We start from the raw sequence: 20,336 nt of genomic DNA, 5'->3' as shown, positions 1-20,336 counted from the left end.
TTATAAACATGTGTTGTTTTGTCAACAAGTGAATTTAGATATACAACAATTTCATAACCCTTTTGGTTAAGCAACAGAATGAACATTTTGTCGGTTGAATGATAAATTAAACATTGCTAACATTTTACTTGCACCCCGTTTGATGATGCACGAGCCTTTTATATAATCCTTTTAAAACGATAAAAGAAAATGAGGAGGTACAATCCTTGAGTAATCAACCGCAAAATGTCCATTCAACAGAAGCTTTATTTCAACCTTATACCATTCATAATCTGACCTTACAGTCTCGTATTGTAATGCCGGCAATGGGGCGTGCTTTTTCACCCAATGGTGTGCCAGGACCGGATGTAGCTGCTTATTATCGCCGTCGCGCAGAGAATGATGTAGGTCTTATTATTACTGAAGGCGCAGTGATTGACCATCCGGCTGGAACAAGTGAGCCGAGGATACCTAATTTTTATGGGGAAGCGGCTTTAAACGGTTGGGCTGAAGTGGTCAGACAGGTTCATGAAGCTGGTAGTAAAATTTTCCCACAGCTTTGGCATATGGGAATGGCTCGTCCTTTGGGGTCTCAGCCGAATCCCGAAGCGCTATCGATTGGTCCATCGGGGCTGGATCTGGAAGGCAATAAAGTGACCGAACCGATGACAGAAGAAGAAATCGCCAAGGTCATTGGCGCCTATGTCGATGCAGCGGCGAATGCAAAACGACTGGGCTTTGACGGCGTTGAAATTCACGGAGCACACGGCTATCTGGTTGATCAATTCTTTTGGGAGAGAACGAACCAACGTACGGATCGCTATGGTGGCGATATCATAAACCGTGCACAATTCGCCATTGAGCTTGTGGAAGCTATTCGTGCTGAGGTTGGCCCTGACTACCCTATTGCCATGCGTCTATCCCAATGGAAAATGAATGATTACAACGCAAAGCCGTTCGATACACCGGATAAACTGGGGCAGCTCCTGAATGTGTTAGTACAAGCGGGCGTGGACATCTTCCATTGCTCGACACGTCGCTTTTGGGTACCTGAATTTGAAGGCTCCGATTTGAGCTTTGCCGGATGGGTGAAGAAGCTGACTGGAAAAACCACGATTACGGTTGGCTCTGTAGGTCTGGATGAGGATTTTGTAAGTTATACGGAAGGAAAAGGGGCAGGACACCAAGATATTAATGAACTTCTGGAACGGCTGGACAACAATGAATTTGATCTGGTAGCTGTTGGGCGTGCGCTTCTGGGAGATCCTGCTTGGGCTACGAAAATACGTGAAGGCCGAATTCATGATCTTCAAACCTTTACACCTGAGTTACTTCAAACGCTCAACTAAAACATATCATACTTTGAACACCTCTTCCTTTCATAAATAAACACTGTAAGCCAAAATACTCAAAGTGAGGTAAGGAACTTTGGTATTTTGGTTTTTTTATGCGTCTGGATAGTAGTCCATCATGAACCATTTTAGATTAAGTCATATTTTCTTTAAAGCTGCTCCATTTAACAAGCTCCTATCTAATTTAGATCTCATTATAACAGACTTAATCCTAGTTCTTTGAAATCATTCATATACTAAAACCAGATCAGACTGACATCAATACTTGATATATATAGATGTCTATGTAATAATGCTTGTATGTTAAAAAATAATGCAGCTGCACTGATAGGAACCATTAGAGACTCAATCAATAAATTGATTGTGTCTGAGCTTGAAGCGAATGGAATTGAAGGGATTGTTCCTACTCATGGTGGAATTCTAATGTTCCTTTATCAAAAGGACGGGCTTTCCATTAAGGAATTGACGCAAAAAATTTCTCGTCAGCAACCCACTGTTACTGTTTTGATCGACAAGCTAGTGAAGTTGGGGTATGTCGAAAGAAAAAAAGAAAGGGAGGATAGTCGAGTTACCCTGATATTTCTGACCGATAAGGGAAAAGAGATAGAGCCTATATTTGAGATGATCTCCAACAGATTACAAGAAACGATCTATGGTGGTCTCAAAGATGAAGAAAAAGAACAGCTGGAGTATCTGCTGGAGCATGTCAAAAACAGATTATAAATTTTTTTAAGTAAATGCATAGATATCTATATTAATATCAAAATAACAATAAAACATCGGGAGGTTATTAAAATGAAACATCTTATCATCTATGCTCACTCTAACGCAGAAAGCTTTAATCATGCGATACTCGAAACGGTTGTAAATACCTTGAAAGAAAAAGGTGACGAAGTCGTTGTACGCGATCTATATGCCCTTGATTTTCAACCTGTATTAAAACCTGAGGATACTGCCGCTATGAGAGCAGGGCAAACCCCGGCTGATATCAAAGTGGAGCAGGAATACATCTCACAATCGGATACGATTACTTTTATTTCTCCCATCTGGTGGACAGGTCTTCCGGCTATCCTGAAAGGTTACGTTGACCGTGTATTTGCATACGGCTTTGCATATACGGCTGGTGTAGAAGGGATTAATAAGCTGCTTACAGGTAAAAAAGGTTTTATCGTGAATACACACGGTACTCCCAACGCGATCTACGATGAAATCGGTATGACCGCAGGATTGAAGATCACATCAGATACGGGAATTTTTGATTTCGTTGGAATTGAATCCGTCGGTCACTTACTGCTTGGAAGTATTGGTTACCTTGATGATGATGGCTATAAAGAGCTGCTACAGCAAGTACAAGACACAGTTAAAACGGTGCTGTAAAGTTAGATTATTTTTGATTCGCAGCGTAAAACATTCTTAAAATGATGAGGTCAACCAGCATGAATGGTTGGCCTTTTTTTTGTAAAAGCTAATTCTTCTCCAATATAGCCCAAACCACGATCTGATGCTGCTTGTTATTATTGGGATATACAAAACTAGCCTTCGTCCGATTTATTTTGTCATAATATACTATGGCATCTAGGTTTTGGGCAGAGTCGTAGCTTTGTTCGGCAAAATGGCTACCCAATTTATGTTTTACATCTTCGAGATTCCGAAGCTTGTATCCGGCGAAGCTGGAAAATTCATTTTCGGACAATGTTTGCAGCTTCATAATTTCCCCACGAGAGCTATGAACCATTAAGAAATTATCAAAATACTTGTAATCGGCATCTTTGGTGTGCTTATCGTCAAAATTTGGATTCTTTTGATAAGCAGTTAAATCAATGTCTGCAATATTTTTGCTTAGAGAAATATTATGGATAGTTAATTGGGCCAGGTCCGTTGACTTTATCAGCATCTCCGTCCATAGATTTTTTGTGAAATATGCCGTTAAAGCGATAAGGATGATAATCAATAAAATGATGCTTTTTTTGGAAAGCAGCTTCAGCATAGCTTATTTAACCCCCTTATAATTAAGAAAGTATTAGTATAGTTTATTTCATCTTATGTACTAGAATATACTATTTGGATTGAGATGAGCCAAACTTAATGAGACAGGAAGGTGAACTTGTGCATTCCACTGGGTGTCTCACAGTCCACGGTATATAACCTCCTGTTACTGGACATTCAAGGGGGGATAAAGTATAAAAATTCACAAATATTTCATTGTTATTATCGTGGGCAATTCATTATAGTACATAGTATTAATAGTTAACTGTATGTATTATGTGTGTTGCGGAGGTTCACTATGAAATATTATGAACTAAGGGACGAATTGAGAGAATCCGTTAACCGGATTTATGACATGGAATTATTCAGTAGCCTGACGGAGCTTGTTCAGGGGGAAAACCATGTGCTTCAATATTTAGTTCAGCATCGGGATGATGAAATTAATCCTTCCTTGCTCAGCGATCATCTGCATGTATCCAGATCAAGAATTACGGCAGCGCTTACGGGATTAAGGAAAAAAGGCTATGTGACTATGGAAATGTCTGAGCATGACAGACGACGAATGTGTGTAAGGCTCACAGTAGATGGTGAATCCTTGATCAAACAGAAGCAAGAGAGAATTGAAGGTTATTTTGAAGCGCTTGTAGTAGGTTTGGGTGAGAAGAATGTGAAGGAATTTATACGGTTAATTGAGCTTTCTTTGAGTATTATGAATGCGCGTTCTATTGAAAAATAACATAATGTGAGGGTGTACCGGGTGAGATATAAAATAATAGCGGATAGCTGCTGTGATTTAACGAGAGAGCTTAGAGAAGAGATGCAAGTTACTACGATTCCGTTGAATATGACGCTGGGAGATAAATGCTTCGTAGATGATGACACATTAGACTTGCCTCAGTTTATGGAAGAAATGAAAGCCTGTACAACCAAAATTGGATCCGCATCACCGTCACCTATGCTGTATAAGGAAGCCTTTCAAGGTGCGCATACTTCTTTTGCCATTACATTATCCAGCAACCTGTCCAGTTCGTATTCCAGTGCATTGGTAGGAAAAGATATGGCGGAAGAAGAAGGGGCGGATGTTCATGTATTTGATTCGAAAAGCGCTTCGGCTGGACAGCTCTTGTTAGCTCTAAAACTACGCAAGTTGATTGACGAGGGATATCATAAAAGCGAAATTATTTCTTCCTTGGAGAGCTTTATTAGCAAGATGAAAACCTACTTTGTTTTAGAAAATCTGGATAATTTGGTTAAGAACGGACGAATGAATAAAATCACTGGAAAGATACTTTCACTCTTGCATATCAGGCCTATTTTAGGCTCGGATGGTGACGGGAATATCGCATTTTTTACTCAAGCACGCGGTCAGAATCAAATTATCGAAAAGCTGGCAGATACTATTGAAAAAAGTGGTCGGGCTACCGAAGGAGAAAGCATCGTCATTACTCACTGCAATAATCCTGGGCTGGCGGAAAAATTAATGAATGCGCTGAAGAAACGCTATCAATTTAAAGATATTCATATTGTGTCCACCAGAGGGATTAGTTCAATGTACGCTAATGACAAAGGGATCATTATGGCCTTTTAAAAATATTCAGGGTTTATCCTCGCTGTATGGATAAACCCTTTTTAGTACACTGAGACTTTGCGGGAGTTCAAGCCTATCTCAATTTTCTAATGAGGACAGAAGCGTTTATGCTGGCTTGAGTTCCTCCGGCTTGTGTTTGCAGGGTAACAGCAGTAGTAGAGCTATGGTTTCGCAAAGTAAGGACGTCACCGCATGCCAGAGCGAGGATGGCTTGCCCTGTGTTCTGTTGTGTCCCGGCTCCTGAGCCGTATACAGTTCCCTCAGCCAGTGCGCCATTAATAAAGAGGGCGAATTGGTTAGGTTCCACACCGGACACCGAAAAGTGAACTTCATATTTTCCAGCATCGGATACAGCAATCTGTGTAGTTCCTGGAACATGAGCAATTCCAGGTGTAAGTATACCGTTTGTATCCAAAATGACATCCCCTTCAATCGGAACAACTTGGTGCTTCACATTATAAATATAACCGAACTGCGCTAAATCACCTATGGTTCCAGAATCCCCTTCAGGCCCTAAAGCGCCATGATTAATATTCACACTTACAAGTTGCTTTTTGACGATGATGTCTTTCCCGAACCCTTTCCGTTTCGAGCGGTCTTTTCTCTTTGGGGGCTTTTCCTCAAACTTTTTTTCTAACTTATCAAACCAGGCACGGACAAAAACATTTTTTTTACGGCCTTTTTTTCGTTTTAATTCAGGGTGACCCAATACAAACACCTCCATATGGTTTGTTGTATACTACTCCATTCATCTAGAGGAGGCATGGATATCTGTCCTGTGATCCATAGGAAACGATCTATTTTGACTAAAAACAGGCTGCTGTACAAGGTACATTCGTCTAGTATGTAAAAAAGCACCTTTGAATGTGCACTTGGATGATAACCAAGGAACAGACAAAGGCGCCAGTAGAGACGTGTATCATGATGAAGCGGTTTGAAGCCGCTTTTTGCGCACATATAGGGCGTACAAGATGCCCCCAAGCAGACACAGGATGCAGGCGAAGCCTGCCAGCAACCACGCCGATGAGACTGCTCCACCACGATCCATGCTATTTCCGAGCCATAAAGGCAGCAGAGCTCCTCCAACTCCACCTGCGCCTATAAGCAGGCTGGTGGTGGATTCTTCGGTGCCTGGCATCATTTTGCTGGCAAAAACAAGTGCGATGGAGAAGATCCCGGACATGCCCAGCCCCAGCAGTACAATAAGGATAAAGGCGCCGGCAGTGCCTTTGATCAGCGGGAACACGCACAGCAGCAAGGTCGCTGCCAGCGAGCTCAGGGCGACAAAGACACCGTAGCCGTATCGATCGGCAATGTAGCCTGTGAATAACCGGCCGGTAGCCATTGCTAACCAGAAGCAGGTGACACTAAGTGCTGCTTCGGCTTGCGTGAGACCCAAACGTTCGATGAACATGGAGGGCAGGAAATTAGCCAGGCTCATCTCTGTTCCTACATAGATAAAGAAAAAGACGATAAATAGTGCAAGTAGCTTCCAATTGCCTATAGGGCTACCTTTAGAAGCCTCCACCGTGGGGGATTTGGGTGAGTTGGTGGAACGCGCATGGTTGTCACCTCGGTGTTCCTGTTGGTCTAATACAGCGTCCAGCGTGCCGAAGGACCCACGCAGCCAAGCTATGACGGTCACGGCTGCAAACATGGAAATGATGGGAAAGGCCAATCGCCACCAACCGAGAGCAATGAGCTGGCTGGCGATAGCGGGCATAGCCAACGCGCCGATCCCAAAAAAGACTTCCAGACGGCTCATCGCCGCGCCCGTTCCTTGAGTAATACCGCTGATAATAATAGTGCCAATGAGTGTTTCTACCATGCCGAAGCCAAACCCGGCTGCTGCCCCGACGGCATATAGCCAACCCCAAGGCGGCAGCAATGAGTACAGCACTTCAGCCGCGCACAGCAGGAGCAGGGCGAATATTAGACTTCGGCGTTTGCCGAAACGCCGGGCAAGCCACGGCGACAGCAGGACTCCAGCCAGAAAACCGGAAAATTGAGCGAAGATTAGGCTTCCGCCGTCCGTATAGTTTCTACCGTAATGCTCTAACAACACAGGCAGTAGGGAGCCTACAACCACGTGTGCCAGGCCGATTAAAAAATAAGACAAGCTGCCGATCCATAGCAGTCGTTTCATGATGAACTCCTTTGATACCTAGATTTGACTCATGCAGCAAGCTGAACTGCATGAGTCAAATCTGAGGGATTATGATAGCTCCAGTACTTTACAGCCGTAGCCTTCAATAGAAATATCTCCTTCCAGGTATTTACCGCTGATCAGCTCATTCCCTTTCTGATCATCCAGATGATATTGCTGCGTCTGGGCGTTATGATTCAGAACGAATAGATATGATTTTCCATCTTTGGTCCGTACAGTGGCTTCTACACCCGCAGGAGCGCGCAGCAGGGATGGAATCCCTTTTTGCTCACAAATGTAGCAAAGTAGGCCATCAAGGAAAGTCTCTTCAGGATCTGAAGCAACGTACCATGCCTCACCTTGACCGAAACGATTGCGTGTCAGCACTGGCATGCCCTGATAGAAATCATCGCCGTATTCGGCCAGCACCTCGGCGCCTTCGCTATGCAACAAGTCGCAGAGCAGACCGCATTTATATTCACCTTGTAATACGCCCACCTTTTCTTTCAATACAATGCGATTGTGTGATTCCGGCAGAAGCGCGTCTATTTCTTCCACCCAGATCCCAAGCAAGTTACGCAGTTTACCAGGATATCCTCCGGTTGTGACCAGATCATTTTCATTTACAATGCCACTGAAAAAGGTCGTTACGAAGGTGCCACCATGCTCTGTGAATTGTTCTAGCTTCTCGGTGGTACCCGGCTTGACCATGTAGAGTACAGGCGCGATAATGAGATCATAATTCTGGAAATCTGCATCAACAGAAACCAGATCTACCTGTACATTCCGCCGGAAGAGGGGAGCATAATACTTGTGCACCTGATCCACATATTTCAAGGCGACAGAAGGGCCGCTTGATTTTTCTAAAGCCCACCAATTGTCCCAATCGAATAAAATGGCTACTTTGGCATTAACGGTCGCGTCAAGTAGCGTGTTGCCTAATGCGCCAAGCTCACTGCCAAGCTGTGCCACCTCGCGAAATACACGTGTGTTCTCATGCCCGGCATGTTCAATGACGGCCCCGTGGAATTTCTCACAAGCGCCGATCGAGCGGCGAAGCTGGAAGAACATGACCGTGTCCGCGCCATGCGCGACTGCCTGATAACTCCATAATCGCATAACGCCAGGCCGTTTAAGCGAATTATACGCCTGCCAGTTCTGCTGGCTCGGTGTTTGCTCCATCAGCATAAAGGGTTGCCCATCCTTCAAGCCGCGCATCAGATCGTGCGCCATCGCCGTATAGCTTATCGGAGTATTGGCCCCGGGATAGCTGTCCCAAGATACAATATCCATGTGCTTAGCCCATTTAAAATAGTCCAGTTGTTTAAAAAAGCCCATCAGATTGGTCGTTATCACGGCATCGGGAACATGTTTTTTAATCGCGTTATACTCCAGCAGATAACAATCAAGCATACTGTCTGAATTAAAGCGTGCATAATCGAGGGATATGCCCTGAAAGGTCGAGTGATTTTCTCCCCAATGCTCGCTCAGATTATTTGGTGGTACAATTTCATCCCAATCATAGAAGGTGTGACCCCAGAAGGAAGTATTCCACACCCGGTTTAGTTCTTCCAGTGATCCGTATTTTTGCTTGAGCCACACCCGAAATGCGGCCGCACAGTTATCACAATAGCAATCCCCGCCGTACTCATTGGACACGTGCCACACGAGGATCGCAGGATGGTTTTTGTATCGTTCTGCAAGTCGGTCAGCCATCTGCTCCGCATATCTTCGGTAAGTTGGGCTATTCGGACAAGAGTTGTGGCGTCCGCCGAATTTCCGCTTACGCCCGTCAGCATCGACCCGCAGAATGTCGGGATAACGCGTAGCCATCCAGGCTGGATGCGCTGCCGTGCTAGTAGCTAAACAAACGAAGATATCGCTTTCATAAAGACTGTCAATCAATTGATCCAGCCATTCAAAATGATATGTGATTTCGTCGGATTGAATTTTGGCCCATGAGAATACGTTGACCGTGGCGATATCAATCCCTGCCTGCCTGAACATCCGTAAATCTTCCTGATGTGTGGCCTCATCCCATTGCTCAGGATTATAATCTCCACCGTAAAATACTTTAGGAAGTTTGCTGCTTATCATGCCAATCACCTCTGTATATAAGAATAATCCTATCTTATAATACAAATAACTGCTTTTAAATATAATAAAATGAACGTGTATATAACAATATGGATCTACATGTGAAATACATACCCGCATACGCCGGAGGTGCTTTTTATGATTTTAACTCCCCATCATTTAAGATTTTTCCTGACTACGCGTGAGCATTCTTTACCCCTTTTTATTGAAAGTATCGGATTTAACAGCAGGCAGGAAGATGTGTCCCGTCCAGAGGGTTATCCGTGCTTTCACTGGATTCAGACGGTGTCTGGTGAAGGGATATTTACATTTAAAGGGGGGAGCTTCCGTTTGGGAGAGCAGTCCGGGGTTCTGCTGCTGCCCGGGGAATCCCATGCATACAGACGGGCGACCAAGGTATGGCGAACGTTATACATTACATTTGACGGCCCCATCGCCGCTGCTGTATTGACTGCACTGGGATTGAAGCATACGCGTGGGTATCATTGGGACCCGGATAGCGAGCTACACAGCTTTGGGGAAACGATGCTCCATTCCATGGTTAGTGAACGTGATTTGTCTGGATTAGATGCTTCGGCCAATATGTATCGTTTTCTGACTCTACTGCGTAAACATGGACAACATAGCTCAATGCCTTCCCTCTCCCATAATGTGGAACGTTTAACCCCTGTACTGGCCTTTATGGAGCAAAATTATGCCAGTCCAGATGTGGGCCTAGGTGATATGGCAGTTATGATGAATGTCAGCTCCCGCCATTTAAATACATTATTTAAGCAAGCGTTTGGTGTGACTTCTTATGCTTATCTGATTGTAATTCGGCTGCGGAAGGCCAAGGAAATGATGACGGAATATCCGCAATTAACAGTAAAGGAGATTTCGGAGCGTGTAGGCTTTCGGGATGCCAGTCATTTTGTGGCAACTTTTCGCCGAGCTGAAGGAATTACGCCTGAAAGGTTCAAATTACTGTATACATAAGGGTATTTTATCGAAATACTCTTTCTTACTCGGGAATGCTCATTTTAGGGAGCATTCCTTATTGTTTTTTTCAGGATGAGGGAGTATAAAATAATAGTTCATTTGTTTCATCAATCTGATGTTCAGGTGACATAATAAACATAAGATCCATAGTTCTTTTGCAAAACCCTCATCCAAAGAAGGAGTCAACGAAATGCTGAGTAAAGTCAAAAGATTATTAATCGGTCGTCCGCGAAAGTCGACGGCCCTTGAAGATGAGAAACTGAATAAGCTCAAGGCACTGGCCATTCTGTCCTCAGATGCCTTGTCCTCTGTAGCTTACGGAACGGAGCAAATTCTGCTGGTTTTAATTACAGCCGGCTTCGCTGCCCTATGGTATTCCATTCCTATATCCATTGCGGTATTGGGATTGCTGATCATTCTGATCCTGTCCTATAGACAGACCATATTTTCCTATCCTGGTGGCGGAGGAGCGTACATTGTTGCACAGGACAATTTGGGAAAGAGTCCGAGTCTGATTGCAGGTGGTTCTTTGCTGGTCGATTATATTCTGACGGTAGCAGTTAGCTCATCAGCAGGTACAGATGCCATTACATCGGCTTTCCCGTCGTTACATGATCATCGGATCGCCATTGCTCTGATTATGATTATCTTTTTGACTATTATGAACTTGCGCGGGGTGACAGAATCTGCCTCGGTGCTGGCTGTACCGATTTACTTATTTGTTGTTGCGATTTTTGTTTTGATTATTAGCGGTATCATTCATTACGTGGCAGGGGGAGCTCATGCTGCAGCACCGCAATTTGGAGCTACGGTATCCAACGTCAGTCTGTTCCTATTACTGAAGGCGTTCAGCTCGGGTTGCTCGGCATTAACTGGGGTAGAAGCTGTCTCGAATGCCATTCCGAACTTCCGCAAGCCTGCTGCCAAAAATGCAGCAACTACACTAATGATGATGGGTTTGATTCTCGGGTGTATGTTTATCGGAATTAGTTTGCTGGCTTATTGGTACGGTGTTCGTCCTAATCCGCATGAAACGGTCATCTCGCAAATTGCGAACGCCACTTTCGGGCGCGGTGTGATGTATTACATCATTCAGGGCGTAACGGCGCTCATCTTGTTTTTGGCGGCAAATACAGCCTATTCGGCCTTTCCGTTGCTTGCTTTTATGCTGGCGAAGGACAAATACATGCCGCACATGTTCATGGTTCGTGGAGATCGGCTCGGATACTCTAATGGTATCCTGTTTCTGAGTATCTTCTCGGCATTGCTGGTCATCGTATTTGGCGGCAACACAGAAAATCTGATCCCGCTTTATGCCGTAGGGGTATTTATTCCGTTCACGCTCTCGCAACTTGGCATGATGATTCGCTGGATCAAGCTCAAACCGCCAGGCTGGATCGTCAAACTTGCTATTAATACGGTTGGGATGCTGACCACGTTGTCGATTACGCTTATCTTTATCTTCACCAAGTTTAGCCAGGTGTGGGTAATCTTTATCTTCCTGCCTTTGGTTCTGTATTTCTTTATGAAGATCAATAGGCATTACAAAAATACGGCTGAACAACTGCGCATTGATATTACCAAGGATAAACCTATGGTGAAAGGCAATACGATTATTATTCCGGTGGCAGGTATTACGCGAGTCGTTATGAATACGATCAGCTATGCCAAAACCTTGTCGGACAATGTGGTTGCCGTATATGTGGGTGTGGATGATGAAGCGATTCGCAAAATGGAACAGAAATGGGAAGAGTGGGATGTCGGCATACGTTTAGTAGTGCTGAAATCCCGTTATCGCAGCATTATTAATCCGCTTCGCAAGTTCATCGATACAGTAGAGTGGAAAAAAGCAGACGAGGACCATATCACTGTTCTCATTCCACAATTCATCACCAAGCACTGGTGGGAAAATATTCTACACAATCAGACCAGCTTACTGATGAGAGCTTATTTGATTAATTATAAAGACGTGATCGTAACGACCGTTCCTTTTCATTTAAACAAATAAAGTCACTGCCAATTGGCCCATACTCATTTGCGTGAGCTGACGATAGTAATGACAAAATGAACATCTTTTGGCCGCATTTCTTTGCGGTCGGAGGGTGTTTTTTTGCATAACGGAGATATTTACTTTGGTGATACATTTTGTGTATTATAGATACGAAATGTATCATTCAAGACTGTTATGGAGGGATACGATGCCCGAAGCCACGGGGAAAATGGAAGATGACAAGCTGCAATTTGTAGATACGCTGAGGGCGCTGGCTATTATTGGAGTTTTACTTGTGCATGTCAGCCAGCATGTAGACGGATTAAACGGATGGTTGCAAAAAGGTTTGAGTATAGGAGCTAAAGGAGTCGCTTTATTTTATATGGCCAGCGCTTTTACGCTATTTCTGTCCTTGAGCAGACGTTCGGGTGACAAGAGGGAAAGAATTTCAGCTTACCTGTTGCGTCGTTTTTTTCGGATTGCTCCTTTGTATTACGTGATGTTAGGAATCTATTTGGTTGTGAACGGGACAGGTCCAAGATTTTGGCTTGGAGATCAGGAGGGAGTCACTGTCGCCAATATCACTGCTCATGTCCTGTTTTTGAATGGTCTGAATCCGTACTGGATCAACAGCATTATTGGTGTGGAATGGTCCATTGCGGTGGAATGTATGTTTTATCTGTTTATCCCCCTATTATTTAAGCTGATCCGATCAGTCCGCCATGCGACCTGGTTTGTTGTGATGGCGCTTGTGGTAAGCTTCGGGCTAAATACGGTATTTGCTCAATATCCATGGATTAGTGATCACTCTTTATGGGGTCACTATCTGTATTTATGGTTTCCGAATCAATTGCCTGTCTTTGGGCTAGGTATATTGTTGTTTTTCATTTGGAAAGACGAGCGGCATTGGAAAAGTATAGACCGAGTCAGTGGAGGTTTGCTGCTTGTTTCTGTGCTATTTGCATTTTTTGGAGGCATGACCGATTATCTCATAGGTTTCGGGTTGCTACTGGGAGCGTATGCTTTGTATCACTGGCAGCCGATATGGCTGCTTAATCTGGTATGGTCATGGATCGGCCGCCTTAGCTACAGCATGTATTTGACGCATATGCTGGCTCTGGGACTAATCGTACAGGTTAAAATACCTTTTGCTCCCCTAGTCAGCCTCACACTTATGTTTATCATGACGTTGCTAGTCACCATCGGACTATCTTGGTTTACCTACTCGTGGATTGAACAGCCCGGCATCCGTTGGGGGAAAAAGCTTATATCACGTATGAAGCCTGTGCGCAAGCAGGGAGATTCGGTCAAAGAAAGTGTTGCCTAAGCTACAACTTGAAGCAGCATCCGATAACATTTGGTTGAAGTGCTTGAATAAATCTATGAAATAATTGAAAAGACCTCTTGAAAAGTAGCTCCCAGCCCTTTATATTCGATGTACATCCAAGTTTTTGAATACACCGATGAGGTTGGTTGGAATTGTAAAGGAGATGCACGCATGCTTTTGAAGCCAATCGGCTTTTTGCTTTTCTCCACGCTTGAAGGAGTAGCTGTTTTTGCGCTGATTTTGAGTATTTTTAAAGTTAAAATGACCCCTTATCTTTGGCAGGCCATTTTTGTTAACCTGATTATGAATATGCAAAGTTATATGCTCCGAGAGGAGTTTTCCCTTTCGTATTTGGTGCCTGTCGTAAATATGCTGCTTTTTATTTTTTTACTCGCTACGGTCGTGAAGATTCCGATTGTGTGGTCCGGTATTATGACGGTTACAGGTTATTTTGCATATGCCGTTGTTCAGTCGGTATTCTTAAAAGTCATGTTCGGCAATCTTCCGGTTTCTGAGCTGCAGGATGGGTCCTTGAAGGGCTATCTGCTACAAGTGGTAAGCGCGGCAGTAGGACTGCTTATTTCATTGATGTTGTATCGAAAAGGGATCGGCTTTTCCCCTAATTTCAAGAAGCTTAAGTTCAAAGAGGAATATGGCATTGTCATCACGCTGATTATCCTGTCCCTCATTTCAACTTCTATTGTGCTCTACTATAACGAGGTATGGTTAAGTATGATATTTTTTGCACTGGTTTCGGGATTTTTCATCTATTATGCAATCGGAAAGGAATACCGGGATGATTGAAGCGATGGCTTTCAAACTTGCTAACCAGATCAAACGTACTGTGCCTGATCATCCAGCCTCTGTCGCGGTACTTAAATACGCACTTGCTCTCATTCTGAATGCGTCCATGATCATCGTGTTAACACTTTTCGCCTCAATCTTCACGGGACGGATGGTAGAAGCTGTAACGATTCTCATCGCTTTCGCCCTACTGCGCCAAATATCAGGAGGCATTCATTTGAAAACGGGCATGGCATGTGTGTTGGTGACCTCAGCAGCTTTTACTTACATATCCTGCATTGCCTTAAATAGTTGGTGGACAAACCTGTTTACCGGAATAGCTCTCATTCTCGTTTTATGTTTTGCCCCGTCCAGAATTGAAAAGCAGTCGCGCATTCCAGTACGTTTTTATCCCCTCTTGCGACTGTTATCCTCCTTGCTTGTATGTACTAATTTTGTAATCGGTTCCTCTGTAGTGGCTGTTGCTTTTTTGGTCCAAAGTCTAACATTGATCCGGGGAAGGAGGTGAGTGGAATGATGAGGAAAATGGTATATGGATTAGCCACATCGTTGTCTATGTTTGCAACATTTGCTGTATCAGTGGCGAGTTATGTGTATGTTTATCAAGGGGATACACCCGAGGAACTGCTGAAATAAACAAAATGCTGAAATAGAAAAATGATACATAGAGCTGCTATTAAGCAGCTTCTTTTTATGCAAAAAAAATCAGGCGCTCCATTAAAGAGCGCCCGAATGGGAGAGGAGAAACCGGACGAAGAGCTTATGGGGAAACGTAAGTCTTCTCCGCGGTTGTCTACGACATTGGTTGAATGCCGATATCCTAAGGATGCCCAGGGAATGGTTTTTTATACCTGCCTCATCCTAAGTTTTTCAAACGGCGGTGCATGTGGTACGATAGCGTCATAATCTTATATGGTTATGAACACATATAGAAAATAGGTGAGTTTCAGCGTGAGAGTGGTATCGGGTAGTGCCAAAGGAAGGCCGTTAAAGGCAGTTCCCGGCACAGGGACGCGGCCGACCACGGATAAGGTCAAGGAAGCGCTATTTAGCATGATAGGTCCTTATTTTGATGGGGGAGTCGTACTTGATCTGTTTGCTGGTAGTGGTGGCCTGGGTATAGAGGCGCTTAGCCGGGGAATGGACAAGGCTGTTTTTATTGATATGGAATCCAAAAGCATTGATGTCATTAAAGAAAATTTACGAAAAACTGGACTGGAAGGACAGGCTGAAGTGTTCCGCAATGATGCCGGACGAGCGCTCAAGGTGCTGGCAAAACGTGGAGCTCTTTTTGATGCTGTTTTTCTCGATCCACCCTATCGTCTCAAACACGGAGATGAATTAATGAGCCGTATGGCTGAGTTGAACTTGCTTCGTTCAGATGCAATCATCGTGCTGGAGTATGAATCGGGACATGAATATCCGGAAAGCTTCGGACCGTTCGAACAGGTCAGAAAAGCAGTCTATGGTGAAACGGCGTTATCTATTTATCATTTTGCAGCCGATGCTTTGTCGGATGTCGTAGAACATACGGAAGCCGGAGTGGTCAAATTCGGCATCAGCGAATCAGACGGGGAGGACCATCATGATTGAGCACAAACCACGTATTGCCGTATATCCGGGGACCTTTGATCCCGTGACGATGGGGCACCAGGATATTATTCAAAGAGCAGCCAGACAGTTTGATCTATTGATTGTCGCGGTTCTTAACAATATTAGTAAAAATCCGCTGTTTTCACTTGAGGAACGAATGGAGCTGCTGCGAACGGTAACTCGCGATATCCCGAACGTTGAAGTGGACAGCTTCCGTGATCTGACAGCTAATTATGTACGTCAAAAAGGGGCCCAGGTTATTGTCAGAGGAATCCGGTCGGTGACTGATTTTGAATATGAGCTGCAATTAGCCTCTACAAATCATAAGCTGAACCCGGATGCGGAAACAATCTTTATGATGACCAATCCGGCTTATTCATATCTGAGTTCCAGTATGGTAAAGGAAATTGCGCATTTTGATGGCAAGGTTGTAGATCTGGTGGCACCGGAGGTGGAAGACGCGCTGCGTGCGAAGGTCAACGCGAATCGCGGCGGCTCCACCATGAAGCCATAAAGGAAAAGGCCAGCAGGGTAACTATAATTGTACCCAGCAGCGCAATGGACAGTAGGGTTAGTTGCCAGGGGTACATAGATGTTCCTTCTATTTGTGTTAGTAAGCCGCTGGCTCCGGCCATGACAGGATGCGTGGCGGATTCATTTACGCTTTCCGCGAAAGAAGACACAGAACTGCGACTGACGTAAGCGGGAGTTGTATTGCTGACGATGCGGTTAAGCGGGACCCATGTCGCCAAGGTAAGTCCAAAAGCAATGATCCCATGGAGCACTCGTGACAAGGTGAAGGTGATGCCCTTGTCGGAAGGTCTGGTGACGGCGGTAATTTGAAGCCAGCCGCACAGGCCGCCCCAGCCCAACACAGCACTGATCAGGGCTGCTTGTGTACGGAGATCGTAGGGCAAACGGCTGATTTCATAGGAACCCAGATGGATTTCCATCCAGGCAGGCCATATGAAAGAAAACGATCCTTGGCCTGTGTATATGGACAGCAGTCGAATCAATACGGAAAAGAAAATAATGAATCCACCTGTCACCATCAGCGTCTGTACAGCATGGGATACGGTTTCGCCCAACAGTTTTCCGAAACTGCGGCCGTCCCGTTCTCTGGCAGAGCGGGTAGCTTCCCATGCGGATCGAATCAGGGAGGGAGAAGTACGGGAAACTGAGGTGCGCCGGAGGGCAGCTGGCGTTTCCCGTTTTTGCAATTCTTTGGACGATACAGATAGTCTGGCGGTGATCCAGCCTGCCAGCAGCCCGGAAATCCAGTGAACTGCAAGTAACATCACGCCTGCGGTAGCATTGTGCAGTAGCCCTGTCCCGATGACGAGCAGGATGGTAATCGGATTGCAGAAATGAGCGATAGAGGTTAGACGTCGAAGCTGAAACGCAGTCATATCCTCCTGTTGTGCCCATTGGCGCACCGCTTCCGCTGCAGCGGGGAATCCCGCGGTCAGGCCGAGGGCCAACACCCAGCCGCTTCGCCCGGGTAGACGGAACCAGGATCGCATAAACGGCTCCAGCAGGATACCTAGTCCATGTACTAGACCAAAGGCGATGAGCATTTCGGACAGCATCAAAAAAGGCAGCATGGCTGGGAAAATAATACTCCACCATAGCTTAAGGCCTTGAGTAGAGGCTTGAAATACTTCTTCTGGCGAGGCGACAACAGCCAGTACAAGCAAAATGGCTCCGAGGCCAAGCAGTATGGTTGTCCAATAAGGAGCGGAATGGGCTTCCTTTTGCATCAAAGAATTCACCTCTCATAAATATACTAAGGAGAGTGGGATGCTGTCTCCAGTGTTTATTCACGTTCGTTGTCTTGGGATAGGTTGTTCGTATACGTTGTCGTAAACAATGTATGCTTTTTCGGAAGGCTTGAGAACAGGTGGCGCAGAGGCACTTGGATAAGATAGGAGAAGTTAGGCTGCAAGGGGGGGAGAAGCAATGAAACGAATAAACCGGAAAAGAGTTTTTTTTACAACCGGTTATGTCTTAATGCTGGCTGCAATGGTCTATGTGCTGGTCTATATGCCAACCCCTTATCTGATCTATGGACCAGGTGGGGCTAACGAGATCAAACCGATGGTTAAAGTCCGGGAGGGTGACAGCATCGAACGGGGGACCTTTATGATGACGACGGTATCGGCGCGTTATGCCAATGTTATTATGTTGGGCCTTTCTAAGTTGGACCGCAATTCGGAGATACAGCGCAAAGAGGATCGTCTGCATGGAAGAAGTGAAGACGAATATGCGGCAGAGCAGGTATGGTATATGGGGGATTCCCAATCTTCCGCGATGGAGGCTGCCTACACCCGTGCCCATGTTCCCTATCGCATTGTGCCGGATTATGTGTATGTATTTAAGGTCCCGGGATCGAACAGCGTGTTTGAGCCTGGAGATGAAATGTTGGAGCTGAACGGCGTGCGGGTGACCGATAATCGTTCCATTCGGAAGGCTTTGGAGGACGGAAAATCGGGAAAAATGGCTAAAGTGAAGCTAAAGCGCGATGGAAAGTTGCTGACCGTGCAAGCTCCCTTAACGACCATCACGGACAGTGAGACGGGTAAGCAACGTTCTGGATTTGGCGTCAGTATTGCCACGGTACAGAAGGTAGAGCCGAAGGATGAACGTAAAACGATTCATTTTACATCTACGGATGTTGGCGGTCCTTCGGCAGGTTTGATGTTTACCATGGAAATCTATAACCAACTGACACCAGGTGATCTGAGTAAGGGATATCGTGTAGCCGGTACGGGTACTATTGATAAGGACGGTCAGGTTGGAGCGATTGGTGGTGCAAAGTATAAAATAGTTGCTGCTGACCGTCAGGGTGCGGAATTGTTTTTCGTCCCTGCGGATAATTATAAAGAGGCCAAGGCCAAAGCTGAGCAAATGGGAAGCCGGATGAAGCTTGTTTCGGTTCGCAAGCTTGGCGATGCGCTGAATTATATGGAAAAGCTGCCCATCAAACCATAATGGGCGGTCGCAAGTAATCAGCATACATGCCGCGGATGGCGGGACGTGGCATCCCGGCTGCGTGTATGGCGGCTGCGGCTGTATCCCAGTCCAGGTGGGGATGTGATCCGGCAGACAGCTTGACCCATACCGGAAGGGTGGCTGTCTGCTTCATACGTGCCAGCAGCTCGCGTCCAGCCCTGTTAAAGCCGAGCACGCGGATATAGCCCGGACCTTTCGCCAGCTCATCCGGAGTCATATCGGCTTTGGCATGATTCAGCAAAATATGTGCACACATCCGCTGAAGCTTCGTACGAGTATACCGCCTTGTCTTGATCGCGGTGAGCAGGGCCTCCACAGAAGGCTGGGGCAGCGTGTACAGCGATTGCCGCAGACGATGCTCCAGCCCTTCGGTGACCTCGTGCAGCTCCGCCAGCTGCTGCGGGCTACGTGTGATTAGGGCGTTCAGCAGCGGCTGGCTGAACGCTTCCCAATGCAGCGGCGCGCGTTCAGCTTGCCACTCGCGCCGCAAAATCTCCAGTGTCGCCGCAGGTATGTACGGCGACGCGGCTTCCGGCCCGCCGTCCAGCAGCAGACGGCGGATGGCCGTGGCGCTGGCGATGACTCCGTCCGCAGGGGCCACGGCTTCGTGGTAGCCCGATCCCGTGCGGGCTACCACGAAGGGCTTGATTGTGCTGCCCAGCCGTTCCAGCGCAATCAAATAATGCAGCCCCAACGTATTGTTGGGCTGCTGCATGAGGGCGGCGAGCGCAGCGCCGTCCGCTCCTTCGGCCGCGAGCGCGGCTGCGGCTCCCGCGTAGGCAGCGGGATAGCTCGTGCCGCTGCTTAGGCGCTGCGCGATGCCGGCCTTGAGCTCGGCCGGCTCTGCCGCCAGCACGCGGGCCAGCGCGCGCAGCGGGGCGATGTCTCCGCTCTCGCTGCCGAAGCAGAGCGCGTCGACGATGCCCGTCGCATGGAGCAGGGCGACCGCTCCGCGGGCAAACCATTCTGCGGGCTGGACGGCATAGGCCACAGGCAGCTCCAGAACTAGGTCCACACCCATGGCGAGTGCCATTTCGGTGCGGGACCATTTATCTGTAATCGCGGGTTCACCCCGCTGAAGGAAAGGACCACTCATCACAGCCACTGTGCGCTGTGCACCAGTGATGCGAAGAGATTCCTCCCAGTGATGGACATGTCCGTTATGCAGGGGATTGTACTCTACAATCATACCGAGTGTTTTCAAGACCGTAGTCGGCTCCTTTCTTAAAGTAGCTTATTGGGTAACCCTTTTGATAATAATGGTTAAGTACCCGTGAATGATTGTTTTCAGGGCAGCTATACTGATTTTTCATCGTCGGCATGAACAAGACCATTGAGACCTGGACGAAAAAGCTTTATACTCGCATTATTGTACACGAAGAGTGGCGGGGGTACGAATACTCATCGGTGCATGTTTAGCACAATGCATTTTTGCTTCTGCATAAAACTTGTCGAACCATTGGAAAACCGGTGGATTTGTGAGT

22 protein-coding genes are annotated in these 20,336 nt (G+C 46.1%); 16 read left to right on the top strand and 6 right to left on the bottom strand.

The annotated features are described in order from the left end of the window. Positions 1-206 precede the first annotated feature (206 nt). From G9G54_RS01755 to G9G54_RS01745, 3 genes are all read left to right on the top strand, one after another. The gene (locus tag G9G54_RS01755) at positions 207-1,328 is read left to right on the top strand and encodes an NADH:flavin oxidoreductase (protein WP_165175696.1); all 1,122 of its coding nucleotides are present in this window, start codon (positions 207-209) and stop codon (positions 1,326-1,328) included. Positions 1,329-1,631: 303 nt separating this feature from the next. Further along, the gene (locus tag G9G54_RS01750) at positions 1,632-2,054 is read left to right on the top strand and encodes a MarR family winged helix-turn-helix transcriptional regulator (RefSeq protein WP_165175694.1); all 423 of its coding nucleotides are present in this window, start codon (positions 1,632-1,634) and stop codon (positions 2,052-2,054) included. Positions 2,055-2,126: 72 nt separating this feature from the next. Further along, a complete protein-coding gene (locus G9G54_RS01745; protein ID WP_165175693.1) occupies positions 2,127-2,708 on the top strand; it encodes an NAD(P)H-dependent oxidoreductase in 582 nt (193 codons plus the stop codon). Positions 2,709-2,796: 88 nt separating this feature from the next. Here the strand turns inward: G9G54_RS01745 and G9G54_RS01740 are convergent, their stop codons facing one another. Next, positions 2,797-3,318 carry a peptidase M56 gene (locus G9G54_RS01740; protein WP_165175691.1) on the bottom strand — a complete coding sequence of 174 codons (522 nt, stop codon included), beginning with the start codon at positions 3,316-3,318 and terminating at the stop codon, positions 2,797-2,799. Between the two features lie 297 nt (positions 3,319-3,615). Here G9G54_RS01740 and G9G54_RS01735 point away from each other — a divergent pair, with 297 nt between their 5' ends. Both G9G54_RS01735 and G9G54_RS01730 read left to right on the top strand, forming a co-directional pair. Next, on the top strand, positions 3,616-4,053 hold the full coding sequence (locus G9G54_RS01735) for a MarR family winged helix-turn-helix transcriptional regulator (protein ID WP_165175690.1): 438 nt from the start codon (positions 3,616-3,618) through the stop codon (positions 4,051-4,053). A gap of 21 nt (positions 4,054-4,074) precedes the next feature. Beyond that, on the top strand, positions 4,075-4,905 hold the full coding sequence (locus G9G54_RS01730) for a DegV family protein (protein ID WP_025718529.1): 831 nt from the start codon (positions 4,075-4,077) through the stop codon (positions 4,903-4,905). Positions 4,906-4,978: 73 nt separating this feature from the next. Here G9G54_RS01730 and G9G54_RS01725 read toward each other — a convergent pair whose 3' ends face one another. The 3 genes from G9G54_RS01725 to G9G54_RS01715 all read right to left on the bottom strand — a co-directional run bounded on the left by G9G54_RS01725 (position 4,979) and on the right by G9G54_RS01715 (position 9,148). Further along, entirely contained in the window at positions 4,979-5,614 is a 636-nt protein-coding gene (locus G9G54_RS01725; RefSeq protein WP_165175688.1) for a BclA C-terminal domain-containing protein, read from the bottom strand. A 210-nt stretch (positions 5,615-5,824) separates the two neighbouring features. After that, positions 5,825-7,051, bottom strand: coding sequence for an MFS transporter (locus G9G54_RS01720; RefSeq protein ID WP_165175687.1), 1,227 nt, complete (start codon positions 7,049-7,051; stop codon positions 5,825-5,827). Positions 7,052-7,120: 69 nt separating this feature from the next. Then, positions 7,121-9,148: a beta-galactosidase gene (locus G9G54_RS01715; protein ID WP_165175685.1), complete on the bottom strand. Its 2,028-nt coding sequence runs from the start codon at positions 9,146-9,148 to the stop codon at positions 7,121-7,123. 138 nt (positions 9,149-9,286) lie between these two features. Between G9G54_RS01715 and G9G54_RS01710 the strand changes: the two genes are divergently transcribed. The 10 genes from G9G54_RS01710 to coaD all read left to right on the top strand — a co-directional run bounded on the left by G9G54_RS01710 (position 9,287) and on the right by coaD (position 16,354). Beyond that, positions 9,287-10,123, top strand: a complete 837-nt coding sequence (locus G9G54_RS01710; protein ID WP_061831343.1) for an AraC family transcriptional regulator — start codon at positions 9,287-9,289, stop codon at positions 10,121-10,123. Between the two features lie 193 nt (positions 10,124-10,316). Further along, on the top strand, positions 10,317-12,134 hold the full coding sequence (locus G9G54_RS01705; protein WP_061831344.1) for an APC family permease: 1,818 nt from the start codon (positions 10,317-10,319) through the stop codon (positions 12,132-12,134). Positions 12,135-12,284: 150 nt separating this feature from the next. After that, a complete protein-coding gene (locus tag G9G54_RS26175; RefSeq protein ID WP_367987578.1) occupies positions 12,285-12,356 on the top strand; it encodes a hypothetical protein in 72 nt (23 codons plus the stop codon). Beyond that, on the top strand, positions 12,325-13,443 hold the full coding sequence (locus tag G9G54_RS01700; protein WP_165175684.1) for an acyltransferase family protein: 1,119 nt from the start codon (positions 12,325-12,327) through the stop codon (positions 13,441-13,443). Before G9G54_RS26175 ends, G9G54_RS01700 begins: the two co-directional genes overlap by 32 nt. Before the next feature lie 171 nt (positions 13,444-13,614). After that, entirely contained in the window at positions 13,615-14,247 is a 633-nt protein-coding gene (locus G9G54_RS01695; protein WP_061831346.1) for a hypothetical protein, read from the top strand. Next, the gene (locus G9G54_RS01690; RefSeq protein WP_165176697.1) at positions 14,240-14,755 is read left to right on the top strand and encodes an accessory gene regulator ArgB-like protein; all 516 of its coding nucleotides are present in this window, start codon (positions 14,240-14,242) and stop codon (positions 14,753-14,755) included. Before G9G54_RS01695 ends, G9G54_RS01690 begins: the two co-directional genes overlap by 8 nt. 5 nt (positions 14,756-14,760) lie before the next feature. Beyond that, positions 14,761-14,883, top strand: coding sequence for a cyclic lactone autoinducer peptide (locus tag G9G54_RS01685; RefSeq protein ID WP_023988155.1), 123 nt, complete (start codon positions 14,761-14,763; stop codon positions 14,881-14,883). A 21-nt stretch (positions 14,884-14,904) separates the two neighbouring features. Then, entirely contained in the window at positions 14,905-15,153 is a 249-nt protein-coding gene (locus G9G54_RS25315; RefSeq protein ID WP_103744384.1) for a hypothetical protein, read from the top strand. 45 nt (positions 15,154-15,198) lie between these two features. After that, positions 15,199-15,840, top strand: coding sequence for a 16S rRNA (guanine(966)-N(2))-methyltransferase RsmD (rsmD, locus tag G9G54_RS01680; RefSeq protein WP_165175682.1), 642 nt, complete (start codon positions 15,199-15,201; stop codon positions 15,838-15,840). Continuing rightward, positions 15,833-16,354 carry a pantetheine-phosphate adenylyltransferase gene (gene coaD, locus G9G54_RS01675; protein ID WP_165175681.1) on the top strand — a complete coding sequence of 174 codons (522 nt, stop codon included), beginning with the start codon at positions 15,833-15,835 and terminating at the stop codon, positions 16,352-16,354. The genes rsmD and coaD overlap by 8 nt, the downstream gene beginning before the upstream one ends. Here coaD and G9G54_RS01670 read toward each other — a convergent pair. Then, on the bottom strand, positions 16,317-17,600 hold the full coding sequence (locus G9G54_RS01670; protein WP_165175679.1) for a nucleoside recognition protein: 1,284 nt from the start codon (positions 17,598-17,600) through the stop codon (positions 16,317-16,319). The two genes, coaD and G9G54_RS01670, sit on opposite strands and share 38 nt — an antisense overlap. A 199-nt stretch (positions 17,601-17,799) precedes the next feature. On the opposite strand from G9G54_RS01670, the gene G9G54_RS01665 reads away from it, so the two are divergent. Next, positions 17,800-18,831, top strand: coding sequence for a YlbL family protein (locus G9G54_RS01665; protein WP_165175678.1), 1,032 nt, complete (start codon positions 17,800-17,802; stop codon positions 18,829-18,831). Here G9G54_RS01665 and G9G54_RS01660 read toward each other — a convergent pair. Beyond that, positions 18,821-20,056, bottom strand: coding sequence for a nucleotidyltransferase (locus tag G9G54_RS01660; RefSeq protein WP_165175676.1), 1,236 nt, complete (start codon positions 20,054-20,056; stop codon positions 18,821-18,823). The two genes, G9G54_RS01665 and G9G54_RS01660, sit on opposite strands and share 11 nt — an antisense overlap. Positions 20,057-20,336 lie beyond the last annotated feature (280 nt).

The organism is Paenibacillus sp. EKM212P, from assembly GCF_011066115.1.
Taxonomy (GTDB): domain Bacteria; phylum Bacillota; class Bacilli; order Paenibacillales; family Paenibacillaceae; genus Paenibacillus; species Paenibacillus polymyxa_B.
This window is presented reverse-complemented; position numbering and strand designations above follow the sequence as displayed.